General features: G+C 71.8%; 11 protein-coding genes. All 11 read right to left on the bottom strand.

Annotated elements, in window-relative coordinates:
• Positions 1–209: 209 nt before the first annotated feature.
• Positions 210–1,163 carry a cyclase family protein gene (locus KIK08_RS16345; RefSeq protein WP_214404016.1) on the bottom strand — a complete coding sequence of 318 codons (954 nt, stop codon included), beginning with the start codon at positions 1,161–1,163 and terminating at the stop codon, positions 210–212.
• Positions 1,163–1,576: a Zn-ribbon domain-containing OB-fold protein gene (locus KIK08_RS16340; protein ID WP_214404015.1), complete on the bottom strand. Its 414-nt coding sequence runs from the start codon at positions 1,574–1,576 to the stop codon at positions 1,163–1,165. Before KIK08_RS16340 ends, KIK08_RS16345 begins: the two co-directional genes overlap by 1 nt.
• Positions 1,576–2,700: a thiolase family protein gene (locus KIK08_RS16335; RefSeq protein WP_214404014.1), complete on the bottom strand. Its 1,125-nt coding sequence runs from the start codon at positions 2,698–2,700 to the stop codon at positions 1,576–1,578. The genes KIK08_RS16340 and KIK08_RS16335 overlap by 1 nt, the downstream gene beginning before the upstream one ends.
• A complete protein-coding gene (locus KIK08_RS16330) occupies positions 2,697–4,118 on the bottom strand; it encodes an MFS transporter (protein ID WP_214404013.1) in 1,422 nt (473 codons plus the stop codon). The genes KIK08_RS16335 and KIK08_RS16330 overlap by 4 nt, the downstream gene beginning before the upstream one ends.
• A gap of 61 nt (positions 4,119–4,179) precedes the next feature.
• Positions 4,180–4,599, bottom strand: a complete 420-nt coding sequence (locus KIK08_RS41745; RefSeq protein ID WP_214404012.1) for a Zn-ribbon domain-containing OB-fold protein — start codon at positions 4,597–4,599, stop codon at positions 4,180–4,182.
• Positions 4,596–5,777: a thiolase family protein gene (locus KIK08_RS16320; protein WP_214404011.1), complete on the bottom strand. Its 1,182-nt coding sequence runs from the start codon at positions 5,775–5,777 to the stop codon at positions 4,596–4,598. The genes KIK08_RS41745 and KIK08_RS16320 overlap by 4 nt, the downstream gene beginning before the upstream one ends.
• A complete protein-coding gene (locus KIK08_RS16315) occupies positions 5,777–6,796 on the bottom strand; it encodes an LLM class flavin-dependent oxidoreductase (RefSeq protein ID WP_214404010.1) in 1,020 nt (339 codons plus the stop codon). Before KIK08_RS16315 ends, KIK08_RS16320 begins: the two co-directional genes overlap by 1 nt.
• A 3-nt stretch (positions 6,797–6,799) precedes the next feature.
• Positions 6,800–7,960 carry a CaiB/BaiF CoA transferase family protein gene (locus tag KIK08_RS16310; protein ID WP_214404009.1) on the bottom strand — a complete coding sequence of 387 codons (1,161 nt, stop codon included), beginning with the start codon at positions 7,958–7,960 and terminating at the stop codon, positions 6,800–6,802.
• Complete coding sequence (locus tag KIK08_RS16305; RefSeq protein ID WP_214404008.1) at positions 7,957–9,138, bottom strand: CaiB/BaiF CoA transferase family protein; 1,182 nt, start codon at positions 9,136–9,138, stop codon at positions 7,957–7,959. Before KIK08_RS16305 ends, KIK08_RS16310 begins: the two co-directional genes overlap by 4 nt.
• Before the next feature lie 2 nt (positions 9,139–9,140).
• Positions 9,141–10,754, bottom strand: coding sequence for an AMP-binding protein (locus tag KIK08_RS16300; RefSeq protein ID WP_214404007.1), 1,614 nt, complete (start codon positions 10,752–10,754; stop codon positions 9,141–9,143).
• 177 nt (positions 10,755–10,931) lie between these two features.
• Complete coding sequence (locus KIK08_RS16295; RefSeq protein ID WP_214404006.1) at positions 10,932–11,561, bottom strand: TetR/AcrR family transcriptional regulator; 630 nt, start codon at positions 11,559–11,561, stop codon at positions 10,932–10,934.
• Positions 11,562–13,702: the final 2,141 nt, after the last annotated feature.

Here is a 13,702-nt window from a genome sequence, read left to right as displayed (position 1 = left end):
TACGACGTGCCGTGGGCCATGCAGCTGTAGCGGCTCAACCGCTCGCGCCACGCCGAACGCCCGTGCATGATCTCGCCTTCCGGTCCGACGTGGACGTCCGATGTGACGGACGCTTCTCGCCGGTGGCGTCATCGTAGAACCAGGCCACGCCCAGGTGGCCAATCTCGGATCGAGCAGCATTCGTGCCCGTCCGGCCCAGGTGCCGGCCGTCAGAGAACCGCACACGCGTTCGACGGTGAGCCCACGCCGGACGGCAGCGGCAGCACTCCCGAGGTCAGCAGGAACTCGTAGCTGCCCTGTGCGCGGCAGGTCGCGGCCAGCGTGTCGAGGAGCCAGAACTCACCGACGGCCAGTCCCAGCAGGGCGATCAGCCTGCGGTGCAGGAAGCCGACGTCGCGCTGGACCGGCAGCGCCTCCATGGCCGGGTTGTCGGCGGCGACGGCGACCACTCCGCGGTCCCAGAGGTACGCGGCGGTGTCCCGGCCGGCGGCCAGGCCCGGGCAGGCCAGCGGGTGCTCGGGGTGGCCGACGGTCCCGACCAGCTCGGCGCGCTCGGCCTCGGGCAAGCCGCGGAACCACTCCAGCCAGCCGGTGCGCAGGACCAGGAAGTCGCCCCGGCGCAACTGCACGCCCTGGGCGGCCAGGATCTCCTCGATCAGCTCCGGGCCGACGCCCAGCCGCTGGTCGGGGGCCAGATCCGGGCCGAGGTGACCGGGCAGGTCGACCAGCACCCCGCGGCCGAGCATGCCGTGCTCGGCCCAGCGGTCGATCCCCAGCACACCCGAGCCGTCCAGGTCGTCCTCCTGGCGTCCGCCCCAGTAGCCGAACTCGCGGAACCGGATGTGCCGCAGCCCGTCCCACTGGCTCGACCCCTGCAGGTACAGCCCGTCGACCCGGTCGTCGCGGCCGGTCCGGCTGGCCGTGACGACGTGCCGGAACGGCTCCCTCGACGGGAACAGCCCTGGCTTCGGCTCGTCCAGCGGCAGGTTCAACGGCACCACCGTGCCGCTGCGCACCAGCCCGCAGGCCGCGCGGACCTGCTCGGGACCCACCAGGTTCAGCGCGCCCAGCTCGTCGTCGCGGCCCCACACGTCCCACGCGTGGTGCTCCTCGGTCCCGGGCACGACCGGCAGCTCCGCGAACGGCACCCACCCGGTCGCCATCAGCCCGCCACCACCCACGACGGCAGGCTGACCTGCGGGGTCACCGCGTCGAACCGCACCGACACCGGCGCGCCGACGGCGACCGCGGAGCGCGGTCCGAACACCCGGCCGGTGTAGTGCAGCCCGTCGGTGTTCTCCACGATCGCCACGACGTAGGGCAGCTCGCCGCGGAACCCCGGGTGGAACGCGCGGTGGTAGACGGCGTAGCTCCAGATCGTGCCGGTCCCGGACACGTCGACCCACCCGGTGTCCTCGGACAGGCAGGTGCCGCAGACCGGGGTGGCCGGGAACCGCAACGTGGTGCAGTCCGCGCAGCGCTGGGCGGTGAGCCGGCCCTGGCGGGTGGCAGCCCAGAACGGGCCCATGTCCGGGTCGTCGACGTCGGGCAGGGGCTTGTCGTAGGTGGTGGTCATCAGGTGCGCGTCGACAGGATCGACGCTCCTCCTTTCACCCAGGCCTGGGTCGAGCAGTACATGGCGACCTCGGCGCCGGACACCTGGCGCTCACCGGCGTCGCCGCGCAGCTGGCGCACCGCTTCGACCATGTGCAGCCAGCCCCACATGTAGCTCTCCGAGAGCTGGCCGCCGTTGGTATTGAGCGGCAGGTCGCCGCCGGGGCGGGTATGTCCCTCGGCCAGCCACGGCCCGGCCTCTCCCTCCGGGCAGAAGCCGTACGCCTCCAGCATCTGCAACACCCACACCGCGGTCGGGTTCTGGATGTAGAGCGCGTCGATGTCCGACGGCTTGAGCCCGGTCGTGCCCCAGATCCGGGTGGCGACGTCGGCCAGCCAGGGCCGCATCACGTAGCCGGGTCGCTGCTCGCCCTGGATCGCGCTCTGCTCGGCGATGCCCAGCACGTACACCGGGTCGTGCGGGAAGTCGGCCGCGCGCTCGGCGGTGGTGACGACCAGCGCCACCCCGCCGTCGGCCAGCATCGTCACATCCGGGCGGCGCAGCGGTTCGACCATGTAGGGCATGGCCAGGTAGTCGTCCATGGTCATCGGCTCCCGGAAGATCGCCAGCGGGTTCCTGGCCGCCCACTCCCGCTCGGAGACCGCGATCCAGCCGAACTGCTCGTCGGTGGTGCCGTAGAGCGCCTTGTGCCGCTGCAGCGCCATCGCCGCCGGCCCGGCGATGTGCATCAGCCCGGCCGCGCCGGCCAGGGTGGCCGGCGCGGCCCCGAACGGGAACCGGACGGTGCGCGCGTTGGCGCCGTAGCAGAGCACGATCGTGCTGGCCAGCCCGGACAGGATGGCCTGCACGGCCAGGTGCAGCGAGAAGTTGCAGGTGCCGTAGTCGAGGGTCTGGGAGTACGGCGGGCTGATCCCGAGCAGCGGCCCGACCGTGACGTCCGCGTTGAGCCCCTGGATCGACTTGCAGGTGATCAGGCCGTCGACCGCGGACCGGTCGATCCCGGCGTCGTCCAGGGCCGCGCGGACGGCCCGCACGGACAGCGTCTCCGGTGAGACGCCCGGGAATTCGCCCTGCTCGGTGTGCCCGACTCCGACGATCGCGACCTCGCCGCGCACCTCGCTCACCTGACCTCCTGCTCGGGTGCCTTCTCGGTCTCGACAAGCGCCTCGTCGCCGGAGGATGCCTCGAGGCTGGTGTTGCGCGTGCGCCCGCGGATCAGGGTCAGCGCGAAGACGCTGGCCAGCAGCATCGGGGCCGCGAAGATGTAGATCACCGTGGGCACCGTGAGCGCCCCGAGCAGGAGGCCGAGCACGACCGGGCCGAGCACCGCGCCGAGCCGGCCGAAGCCGGTCGCGTAGGCGACCGCCTGGCTGCGCACCGCGGTCGGGAAGAGCTCGGTGGCCAGCGTGTAGTAGTAGACGTTCGCCGCGCTCGCGGCCATCGCGAACAGCGCGCTGAGCACCACCGCGATCATCAGATCCCAATTGAGCAGGAACGACACGCCGAACAAGCCGAAGCACACGGCGCCGAACGCGCACACCGCTGCCAGCCCGAACCGCCGCTCGCGCCCCACGTCCAGGAACGCCATCGAGACGATCACCGCCAGGACGGTGGAGATGACCGCGCTGGTCAGGGTCAGCTGGTAACTGCGCAGCTCGGTGGCGCCGCCGGCGATGAACAGGCTCGGGATCCAGGTCGCCGCGCCGAAGTTGGACAGGTTGATGCAGAAGATGGTCAGCGTCAGCCCGACCAGCGGGGCCAGGTGGCGGCGCAGCAGCCTGCCCATCTCGGCTGTGCTCGGCGCGGCCTGCGCGGTCGCGGTGACCACGGGCTCGGCGACGAATTCGACCTGCTCGCCCTGGCTGCGGGCGATGCGCTGCACGACCGCGTGCGCCTGCTCGGTCTTGCCGACCAGCAGCAGGAACCGCACCGACTCCGGGCACGACCGCCACACCCAGAGCAGCAGCACGATAGGCAGGACGCCGACCAGGAACCCGACCCGCCAGCCCAGCGGGGCGATCAGGAACACCCCGCCCAGACCGCCGACCACGGTGCCGATCCCGGTCGCGAACAGCATCGTCGGCATCGCCTTGGACCGGTAGCGCACCGGGACGAACTCGGCGATCAGGGTGAAGATCGCCGGGTACTGCATGCCGATCCCGATGCCGCCGATGATCCGGCCCAGGATGAGGATCTCGGAATTCGGGGCCAGCCCGGAGATCAGGGCGCCGATCGAGTACAGAGTGACCGCCAGGGCCAGCGGCGTGCGCCGGCCCACCCGGTCGCCGAGGTTGCCGGCTATCAGCGCGCCGAGCAGGAGGCCGAGGTTCTGGATGGTACCGACCAGCCCGAGCGCGCCAGCGGTCAGGGCGAAGTCCTTGCCGATCCCGGGCAGCGCGTAGGACGGGGTGACCAGCTCGTAGCCGTCCAGGATCTGGGCCAGCACGATCCCGGTCAGTAGCACCCAGTGGAACCGGGTCAACCGGGCGTTGTCGACGTAGGCGATGGGGGACGACCGGACCATGCGCAGTGCTGCGGGCATGGGTGACCTCTCAATACACCGTTGGACCGAGGTTCAGGGGTGATGCGCCGTGCGGTACTGCTCAGGCCGGGCCGATCTCCCAGCGGAAGATCGTGCGCTCGCGGCCGTCGGGGTCGGTGGCCGCGTCGTAGCGGATCCGCAGCGGGGTCCCGGCGGACATCTCCGGGGGCAGCTCGCCGGCCAGGTCGGCGATCAGGATCGGTCCCTCCGCGAGCTCCCCGGCCACGACGACGTGGGGTGGGGGGAACTCGGGGAAGTACTGGCGGTGGAAGACCACCCAGGACAGCACCGACCCGTGCCCGCTGACCGGCTCCCACGACCAGTCCAGCGACAGGCACGTCGGGCAGGCCGGGCCGGGTGGGTAGCGGAAGGTCCCGTCGTCCGTGCACTTCTGCAGCCGCAGGTCGCGCCGGTCGACGTGGTCCCAGAAGGGGTCGTCGTAGAGCCCGCGCCGCGGCGCGGGCCGCGCCGGCGCGCTCACCGCTCGCTCCGGTAGACGACCGAAATGACGTTGCCGGCGACGTCGGAGACGAACTGCGTGTGGCGCACGTCCGGCACCTGGCGCTCGCCCGCCGTGCCGCGGGCCTGCCGGACCAGCTCCGGCTGGTGGTTCCAACCCTGCATGTAGCTCTCCGAGAGGTGGCCGCCGGAGGTGTTGGTGGGGATCGCGCCGCCCGGGCCGACGCCCTTCTCGACCAGGAACTTGCCGGCGTCGCCGATCTCGCAGAACCCCATCCCCTCCAGCGCGTACGGGACGTGGCAGCTGAAGCTGTCGTAGACGCCGAGCACGTCGACCTCGCCGGGTCCGATCCCGGCGGTGCCGTAGACCTGCTCGCGGACCTTGGCATGGCCCTCGTGGTAGAAGGTGACCAGCCGCGGGCGCAGCGTGGTGGCCCCGATGTTCTCGTCGGCCCGGCCCAACCCGGCCACCGTGACCAGCGGGTTCGGGCCGCGGCGGGCGCGGTCGCGGGTGGTCAGGATCATGGCCACGCCGCCGTCGTTGATCAGGCAGTAGTCGTAGAGGCGCAGCGGCTCGGCGATGTAGCGGGCGCCGAGGTAGTCGTCGATGTCGATCGGGCTGCGCATGACCGCGTTCGGGTTCAGCGCCGCGAACGCCCGCTGGGCGACCGCGACCTGGCCGAGCTCGTGCGGTTCGAGCCCGTGCACCTCCATGTAGCGCCGGGTCATCATCGCGTAGAGCGCGCCCTGCGAGGTCATCCCCCACGGGGCGAAGTACACGTAGGACAGGATCGCCTCGCCGCCCATCGCCTGCGGCCCGCCGTACGCGGTGCCGGCGGTGCGCTGGTCGTTGCCGTAGACGATGGCCACCGTCTCGGCGAACCCGGCGGTGATGGCCATGACGGCCTGGGTCACCGAGGTCGGCGCGTCGCCGGAGCCCGACCAGCCCGGTTCGATCCCGGCGATCTCGGCCATCCGCTCGTAGGCGATCGGACCGCCGACGATCAGGCCGTCCAGGTCGTCCTTGGTCAGCCCGGCATCGGCGAGCGCCCGGTTGAGCGCGAGGGCGGCGTAGCCGTAGCTGTCGTATGGCTTCTCGCCGCGGCGGGTGCGCACGTAGTCCGTGCCGTAGTCGGTCTCGCCCACCCCCACCACGGCGACCTCGCCGCAGAGCGCGGACAGCCGCCGCAGGTCGGCCATCACGACCTCCCCGCGACCGCCGGGGTGGCTGCCCCGGCCACCCGCCCGACGATCTCGGCGACTTCGGGCACCCCGACGTCGGGCGGGAACTGCAGCACAATCGTCTCGATGCCGGCGGCGTGGAAGGCCGCGATCTGCTCGGGCAGGGTCGCCGGGTCGCCGGACAGGCACATGTCCTCGACGGCAGCGCGCGGCACGGCCGACCGGGCGCGCTCGCGGTCGCCGGCCTTCCACTTCGCGTTGACCTCGTCGACCACGTCGCCGTAGCCGACCCGGCGGAACATCGCCTGGTAGCCGGCGCCGGCGCTGACCATGTACCAGGCCAGCGCCCGGCGCAGCGACGCGAGCGAGGCCTCCGCGTCCGGGCCGACGTGGGTGTAGACGTACGCGGCGACCGCGGGCATCGGCCGCCCGGCCGCGGCAGCGGCGTTGGCCACCGGGGCGCGCAGCACGTCGAACGACCGCCGCGACGGCCAGATCGGCAGCCAGCCGTCGGCGTCGGTGCCGGTCAGCGCCAGCATCTTCGGCCCGAGCCCGGCCACGAACAGCCGCACCGGGCCGGTCGGCGGCGGGACGAACCGCACGTCGCGGACGTGGAAGACCTCGCCGTCGAAGTCGACGGACTTCTGCCGCGTCGCCGCCCGGACGATGGCGATCGTCTCCCCGGTGCGCTCCACGGTCTGCCTGAACGGCGTGCCGTGCGGGTTCTCCACGACGTAGCGGCTGCTGGCGCCCAGCCCGATGTTCAGCGTGCGGCCGGGCGCGCAGCCGGCCACCGTCGAGATCGACTGCACCAGCGTGGACGGCGTGCGGGCGAACGGGTTGACGATCCCGGTGCCCAGCTCCAGCCGCTCGGTGCGCAGGGCGACCGCGGTCAGCGTGCTGAACGCCTCGGCCCCGGCCGCGCCCTCGGGCACCCAGGCCCCGCCGAAGCCAAGGCGCTCGGCCTCGACCGCCAGGTCGACGGCGTCACCGACCCGGCCGCGCCCGATCACCACGTGCACGTTGCCCAGGTCCATCGCTCACCCCTCCTCGTCGGGTGCGGTGCCGGTCGGCCCGCCCAGTTCGGCCAGCACCTGCTCGGTGTGCTCGCCCAGCAGCGGCGCGCCGCCGAGCGGGGGCGGCTTCGCGCCGTCGAACTCCCAGTGCGCGGCGATCCCGCGCACCCGGCCGACCCCGGGCTGGTCGAACTCGCGCACCAGCCCCACGGCCTGCGCCGCCGGGCTCTCGACCAGCTCCGGGTAGGTGTTGGCCGGCTGCACCTGCCCGCCGTACGGGGCGAGCAGGTCGCGCAGCTCGTCGACGGTGAACCGGGACAGCGGCTCCACCCAGAGATCGGCCAGCTCGTCGGTGTGCCGGGACCCTGGGTTGATCCCCTCCGCGCGGGCCAGCGGCCAGCGCAGGTCGTCGCCGATCTCCGGGATGCCGAGCCGGTCGGCGAGCCCGTCGTCGAAGGCCTGGCCGCCGACCGAGATGTACGCCTGGCCGGAGGCTGTGCGATGGCCCCGGTAGGGCCGCTTCACGGCGTTGTCGAGGTGGAAGCCCCACCACTCGTCGGGGTCGGAGTGCGCGACCCAGAGCGTCGAGCGCATGGTGATCATGGCGCCGAGCAGCGAGACGTCGACCAGCTGGCCGAGCCCGGACGTCTCGCGCTCCAGCAGCGCGGCGACCACGGCCTGCACCGCGTAGTCCGCGGCGACCGCCGACGGGTAGCCGTCGGGCATCCGGACCGGTGGGCCGCCCGGCTCGCCCATCGACGCACTGGCGCCGGACGCCATCTCGGCCGGGAGGTCGCCGCCCGCCTCCCCGCCGGCCGGGCCGTCGGGCCCGTAGCCGGAGATCGAGCAGCACACCACCCGCGGGTTCGCCGCACCGATGCCCTGCGGGCCGCCGAACCACCCAGCGCCCGGGTGGGTGTCGTCGGTGATGACGACGTCCGCCCAGGCGATCAACCGCGGGTCGGCGGCGTCCGCCCGGATCGAGCGCTTGCCCTGGTTGAGCGCCACGAAGGGCCCGCTCAGCCCCGCGTCGAGCAGCGGGACCCAGCCCCGGCTGCAGTCGCCAGCGCCGGTCTCGACCTTGACGACGTCGGCGCCGGCCATGGCCAGCTGCTCGCCAAGGTACGGGCCGGCCACGCCTTCGGCCAGCTCCAGCACGGTCGTCCCGTGCAGCGGCGCGGTCACCGCAGCACCGCCGGGTCGCTGGCGGCGACCCCGAACTCGGTGTCGACGTCGGCGTCGTGCTGCCCGATGCCTGGGGTCGGCGAGTGCCAGGCCGCGGGCGTGCGGGAGAACCGCCACGGCGGGCCGCCGGTGGTCACCCGCGCCCAAGGGGTCTCCATCTCGACCAGGTAGCCGTTGTCGCGGACCTGCACGTCGCGGCGGATCTCCTCGAAGCCGCGCGGGTGCGCGGCCGGCACCCGGTGGCGGCGGGACTGCAGCAACCAGTAGTCCAGCGGGTAGGCCGCGAACTCCGCGGTGAGCAGCGCGCGCAGCTCGGCCCGGTTGGCCATCCGGTCGGCGTTGGTGGCGAAGCGCGGGTCGGCCTCCCACTCCGGCTTCCCGAGGGCCGCGCAGAAGCTCGTCCACTGGCCCGGCGTACGCACCGAGACACCGACGTAGCGGCCGTCACGGCAGCCGAACGCCTCGTCCGGCGCGGCCACCCCGGACGCGGATCCGGACGGCTGCGGCGACTGCCCGGTGGCCAGGTAGCTGCCCAGCGGCAGGGCCTGCACCCCGGCCGCGGACTGCAGCATCGTGATGTCGATCCGGGTGCCGCGCCCGGTGCGCCGGCGGGCCAGCAGCCCCATCAGCACGGCCTGCGCGGCGGCGTTGCCGGTGGTGGCGTCGAGCTGGGTGTAGTGGCGGTGGAACTCACCGGCCGCGCCCTCGGCGCCGGCCGCCGACCAGAACCCGCTGACCGCCTGCACCACGACGTCGGTCGCCGGCTCGTCGGCCAGCGGCCCGGTGCGGCCCCAGCCGGTGATCGAGCAGTACACCAGCCCCGGGTTGATGGCCTTGAGCTCGTCGTAGCCCAGTCCGAGCCGCTCGGCGACCCCGGTGCGCATGTTGACCAGGAACACGTCGCACTGCCCGGCGATCTGCACCGCGCGCCGCCGCCCGGCTTCGGACTTCAGGTCCAGCGCGATCCCGCGCTTGTTCATGTTCCACGCGATGTAGCCCGCGGACATCCCGTTGACCTGCGGAGGGATCTCCGGGATGCCGCTGCCCGCCGACAGCGGGCGCTCGACGTGGATGACGTCGGCGCCCAGCGCGCCCAGGTGCATCGAGGCCCACGGGCCGACCATGAAGACCGTCATGTCGAACACCCGGATGCCCCGCAGGGGTCCCGTCCCGGCCACGGTCAGCTCCCCGCCGCGGTCCGGGCCAGGAAGTTCTCCCGGAAGCTCTTCTTGCGGACCTTCCCGGTGGGGGTGAACGGCACCTGGTCGTAGCTGATCGCCTCGATCAGTCGGGGCAGCTTGTAGCTCGACAGCGACCCGGCGCAGTGCTCGCGGACCTCCTCCAGGGTCATCTCCTGGCCGTCCTCGAACTCGATGAACGCGGCCACGATCGCCCCGCGGGACTCGTCCGGGAGCCCGACGACGTAGCTGCGCCGGATGCGCGGCTCGCGATCGAGCACCTCCTCGACCTCGGCCGGGGCCACGTTGATCCCGCTGGTCTTGATCATGTCGTCCAGCCGGCTGATCCAGTGCAGCTGGCCGGCGCGGTCAATGAAGCCCAGGTCGCTGGTCTTGAAGAAGCCGTCCTCGGTGAAGGTGACGGCGTTGCGCTCGGGGTCGTTGTAGTAGCCCGGGGTGACGTAGCCGCGGACCTGGATCTCGCCCTCCTCCTCCGGGCCCAGCACCCGGCCGGTGTCGGGGTCGACGATGCGGATCTCGTTGCCCGGCAGCGCCGTGCCGTTGCAGGTGGCCCGCACGTCCAGCGGCTCGCTCGCGTCGGTGACCGTGCAGTTGCCGTAGGTCTCGGTGAGGCCGTAGAGGTTGCACGCCTCGGTGATGCCGAGCTTCTCCACCACGGCCCGGACCGTGGCCGAGCCGCTGACCAGGCCGGTGCGCAGGGACAGCGAGGACGCGTCGAGGTCGGGCATGTCCAGCAGCGCCATCGTGACGTTGCCGCTCGCGTAATAGACCGTGCACTTCTCCGTGCGCATCGTCTCCACGACCGCGGCGGGCGTGAGGTCGTCCTGCAAGACGAGCGCCGCGCCGTGGCTGAGCGTGGCCATCAGGCCGTTCGCGCAGCCGAAGCTGAAGAACAGCGGAGTGCCGAACCAGACCCGGTCGTCGGGGCGGAAGTGCTGGCGCGAGCCGATCGAGAAACCATTCTCGATCAGGCCGTGGTGCACCAGCACGACCCCCTTCGGTCGGGCGGTACTGCCCGAGGTGTAGAGCAGATTCGCCGGGTCCTCCGGTTGGACTGCGTCGATCGCGGCCCACCAGCGGTCGTCGTCGAGGCCGTCGCCCGCGGCCCGCAGGTCCGCCATCGACGTGGTGGCACCCGGGAATCCGTCAGTGAACGACACGACGTGGGCGAGGGCCGGCAGCCCGCCGACAACCGCGCCATCGCCTGCGGTCGCGTCGGCGCGCAACCGGGCGAACTCGGACTCGTAATCGTGACGGCGGAACCGGCTGGTGACCACCAGCACGGAAGCGCCTGAGTCGCGCATCGCATGCTCCAGTTCGGGCGCGGTGTACCACGTGTTCAGCCCGACGAAAACGCACCCGATGGCAGCCGCGGCGAGGTCGACCACGACCCATTCGGCCGAGTTCGGCAACCACGCGGCGATGCGGTCGCCGCGCTGCACGCCCAGTGCGAGAAATCCTTTTGCCGTCCGCCTGACTGCGTTCAGCAGTTGCGCGTAGGTCAGTCGGGAATCCCCGAACACGAGCGCCTCCGCGTCGCCGCGGTTCGTGGCGTGTTCTGCCACGAGTCGGCCGAGCGTCCTGCTCTCCGGCATCGCCGCCTCCTTGCGGTCGGGCCGTCGCCGCAGGCGGCCGACGGCCGGTCCTCGGACCGGCTCGGCGCCCCGGCACCAGCGGCAGCGACGGTAAGGAAGTTTTCCCTTACTGTCAATGACCTGGTGAGGCCCGCGAACGACTGATCGCGCAGGGTGAGCGGGCGAGCCCTCGGGGGGTCAGCCCGTGCTGGTGCGGTGGGCGGCGTCGGGCCGGTCGACGGCGGCCTGCAGGCGTGCCACGAGGTCGGTCACCAGTCGGGTCTGCCGGTCGACGAACTCCGGGTCCGACGGCTCCAGTCCGACCGTGCGGATCACCTCGCCGGGCACCATCCACGGGAAGAACGTGATCGCGGTGAACGCCAGCGCAAGCAGGTGCGGGTCCAACGACGGATCCAGTCGGCCCTCTTCCTGGGCGCGACGAAATGCGACCAGGTCGCCGTTTACCGAATCGTACTCGTGAGCCCCCACGCCGGTCGGCTGCAGTGCTTCCCACATGCTCAGTCGAGCCCACCGCCGCCACCGCGGACTGGCCGCCCGGTCCAGGTTGGCCAGCAGCAACCCGGCGAGATCGTCCGTGCTGACGTGCTGCAGGAAATCGGTGAAGTGCTCAGACTGGAGCTGTCGGTACACCGCGACGTAAAGATCCCTCTTGTTGCCGAAATGGTAGTAGAGGGAGCGTGGGCTGACCTTTGCGTTGCTTGCGATCCGGTCGACCCGGGCGCCCGCGAAGCCGTGCGCGGAGAATTCGTCGATGGCCGTTTCCAGAATGCGCTCGGCGACACCTGCCTGCGCCTGATCTGCAACCATCCGTTGATTCCTTCTGCATCCGGGTCGATGCTTACCGTTCGAGTCTACGCGCCGACGATCACGCCGCTCCGATCACGTGTCGACCAGCAGGTGAGGCTGGTGGTCGGGCACGACTTCTGAGAGCGGCGGCCGGGCCGGTCTGCGGCTGCACAGGCTGCTCAACCCCGACACGCGCTTCACCCTGGCGTGCGGGTCCTGGTTCTACGCTGGGCGTCACGGTCAAGCTGCTCGGCGCGGCGCTGCTGCTGCCGTCGGAGTACGTCGGGCCGGGCGGCGGCCGAACGGCCGGACGTCGCTGCCTGCGTGAGCCGCTCCCGCCAACCCGTCGTTCTCGGCTGCAGGCTGGCCGAGCTGACTGCACAGCGCCAGGCCAGCCGGTCGGCCGCCGAGCGCGCTGGCCGCAGCCCGGGCGACCCGGCAGCACGCTCATCGCACTGCAGCGCGAGAGGCCGAGCGGTCTGGCCGTCCGACCGACGGAGCTGGTCGCGCCCGCACTGCCGGGGCTCGGCCATCGCCGGGGCCTGGGCCGGTTCCGCGGACGCCGAACCGGTGACCTTTGCGCTCCCGGAGCCGTGGTGCTGCGCGTGCCGGACGCCGACGTGTCGGTGTTCGGCGAGCCGACGCCGGCCTCGGCGCTTCCCGAGCAGACCGGCGCCCGGCACCGACGCATCCCGCGACCGATCGCCCGCTGCAGGCCCGCGGCCACCTGCGCGCCGCTCGACCCGCGGCCGCGGGACCACGCCCGACGACCCGGCGGAGAGCTGACCGACCCGACGTCGAGGCGCGGGGACCCCGCTCCGCCGGGCGGCGAGCGCAGCTTCCTCTACGCGGCCGACCACCGCGCCGAGTTAGCGACGGCCGTGTCAACCCCAGCCATGCGGCTGGCCTTCCGGCTGCCCAGGGGCTCCGGCGAGCGTGGTCAGTTCGCGTGGCGATCGGGTGTGGTCCGCGCTTGGGTGATCGGCGGCGGGCAGCCGGACGTGCGGCACTCCTCGCCGTGCCGGCCGGGCCCAGGCCGGTCGCGCCGACGGCAGCCGAGTGAGCCCGAGAGCCGGATTGAGCCGCGGACCAGACGATCAGCCGGTGAACGTCCGGCTTCGGAAGCGCCGGAAGCGGCACGTCCGGATCGAGCGGGCACGGTCGGGCCAGGCGAAGCACCAGACCCGCGCTTGTCCACCTGGGCAACCGGGCGCCGGGTCCGCGCCACTGACACAGGCCGCGTTCATGATCGAAGCCACATTTATCCCACCTGAAACAGCCAATCCCAGTCGCCGATGGCGGCAAGTGTTCACGAATGTGCTGTGCCATGACTGCAGGTAGACAGCCGTATTCGCGATAGGCCAGCAGTGATCGCGAAACTCGAACAGCTAATCGCAGGGTTGTTGTTCGAGTCCAACCGGAGGAGCTTCCTTCTCAGGTCAGAGCGTTCTAGTCTGATCTTGGCAGTGATCCACATACCGCTTGGTGCCGTTTACTCTCGGCCCTCCTTCTGCTCGTGCGCGATCCAATGCTTCGGCTGCCTCTCGACTGGTAGCGCGCCGGCCGAGATAGCGGTCTTTGGGTCACGGACACCTTAGCGTGACCGAGTTGATCGGCGATCTGGCGGGCCGAGCCCCGCGTGTTCCAGTTCGGTGGCCGCGGTCTTGCGGAGACATGCCTCGTCACCCAGGCGAACTCCGCCGCGGCGCGGGCGTTTGTGCAGATTGTGAGGGGTGTTCGACGGGTCGCACCAGCCGCCGAGGGTGTCGGGGAAGAGTGTGCCTCGACCACCGGAGTCGGAGCGCCGGCGGTGCAACATCTCGATCGCGAACCCGGGAAGTGCAGCGTCCGCGCGCCGGCTAGGGACTTGGTCGGCTTCCGGATCAGCCCGCTGTCCTTGATCCGTTTCTGGGCGGCGAGAGCAAATCTGGCATGCCTGAATGATCATTCCTCACTGCGGACGGGACGCTCGACCGGGTTGGAAGGGATGCTCGTGGTCTTGTCTCCTGCGTAGCTGACGGTTGATACTGGCTAGCCCGGATCTTTCGTCCCGGATCCGGAGGTGATCGTGACCGGTCGGGGCCGGTCTTGCGCGGTTGATTCTGGTGGTGGGGTGTGACAGTTCGGCCGAGGTCGCTCGGCTGGGCGCCGGTTCCACTGGC

It is taken from the genome of Pseudonocardia lacus (assembly GCF_018531445.1).
Taxonomy (GTDB): Bacteria; Actinomycetota; Actinomycetes; order Mycobacteriales; family Pseudonocardiaceae; genus Pseudonocardia; species Pseudonocardia lacus.
This window is presented reverse-complemented; position numbering and strand designations above follow the sequence as displayed.

Excerpts from the sequence above, each read along its gene's own strand:
- KIK08_RS16345 (WP_214404016.1), bottom strand. The coding sequence starts at position 1,163 with ATGGCGACCGGGTGGGTGCCGTTCGCGGAGCTGCCGGTCGTGCCCGGG.
- KIK08_RS16340 (WP_214404015.1), bottom strand. The coding sequence starts at position 1,576 with ATGACCACCACCTACGACAAGCCCCTGCCCGACGTCGACGACCCGGAC.
- KIK08_RS16330 (WP_214404013.1), bottom strand. The coding sequence starts at position 4,118 with ATGCCCGCAGCACTGCGCATGGTCCGGTCGTCCCCCATCGCCTACGTC.
- KIK08_RS16320 (WP_214404011.1), bottom strand. The coding sequence starts at position 5,777 with ATGGCCGACCTGCGGCGGCTGTCCGCGCTCTGCGGCGAGGTCGCCGTG.
- KIK08_RS16315 (WP_214404010.1), bottom strand. The coding sequence starts at position 6,796 with ATGGACCTGGGCAACGTGCACGTGGTGATCGGGCGCGGCCGGGTCGGT.
- KIK08_RS16300 (WP_214404007.1), bottom strand. The coding sequence starts at position 10,754 with ATGCCGGAGAGCAGGACGCTCGGCCGACTCGTGGCAGAACACGCCACG.
- KIK08_RS16295 (WP_214404006.1), bottom strand. The coding sequence starts at position 11,561 with ATGGTTGCAGATCAGGCGCAGGCAGGTGTCGCCGAGCGCATTCTGGAA.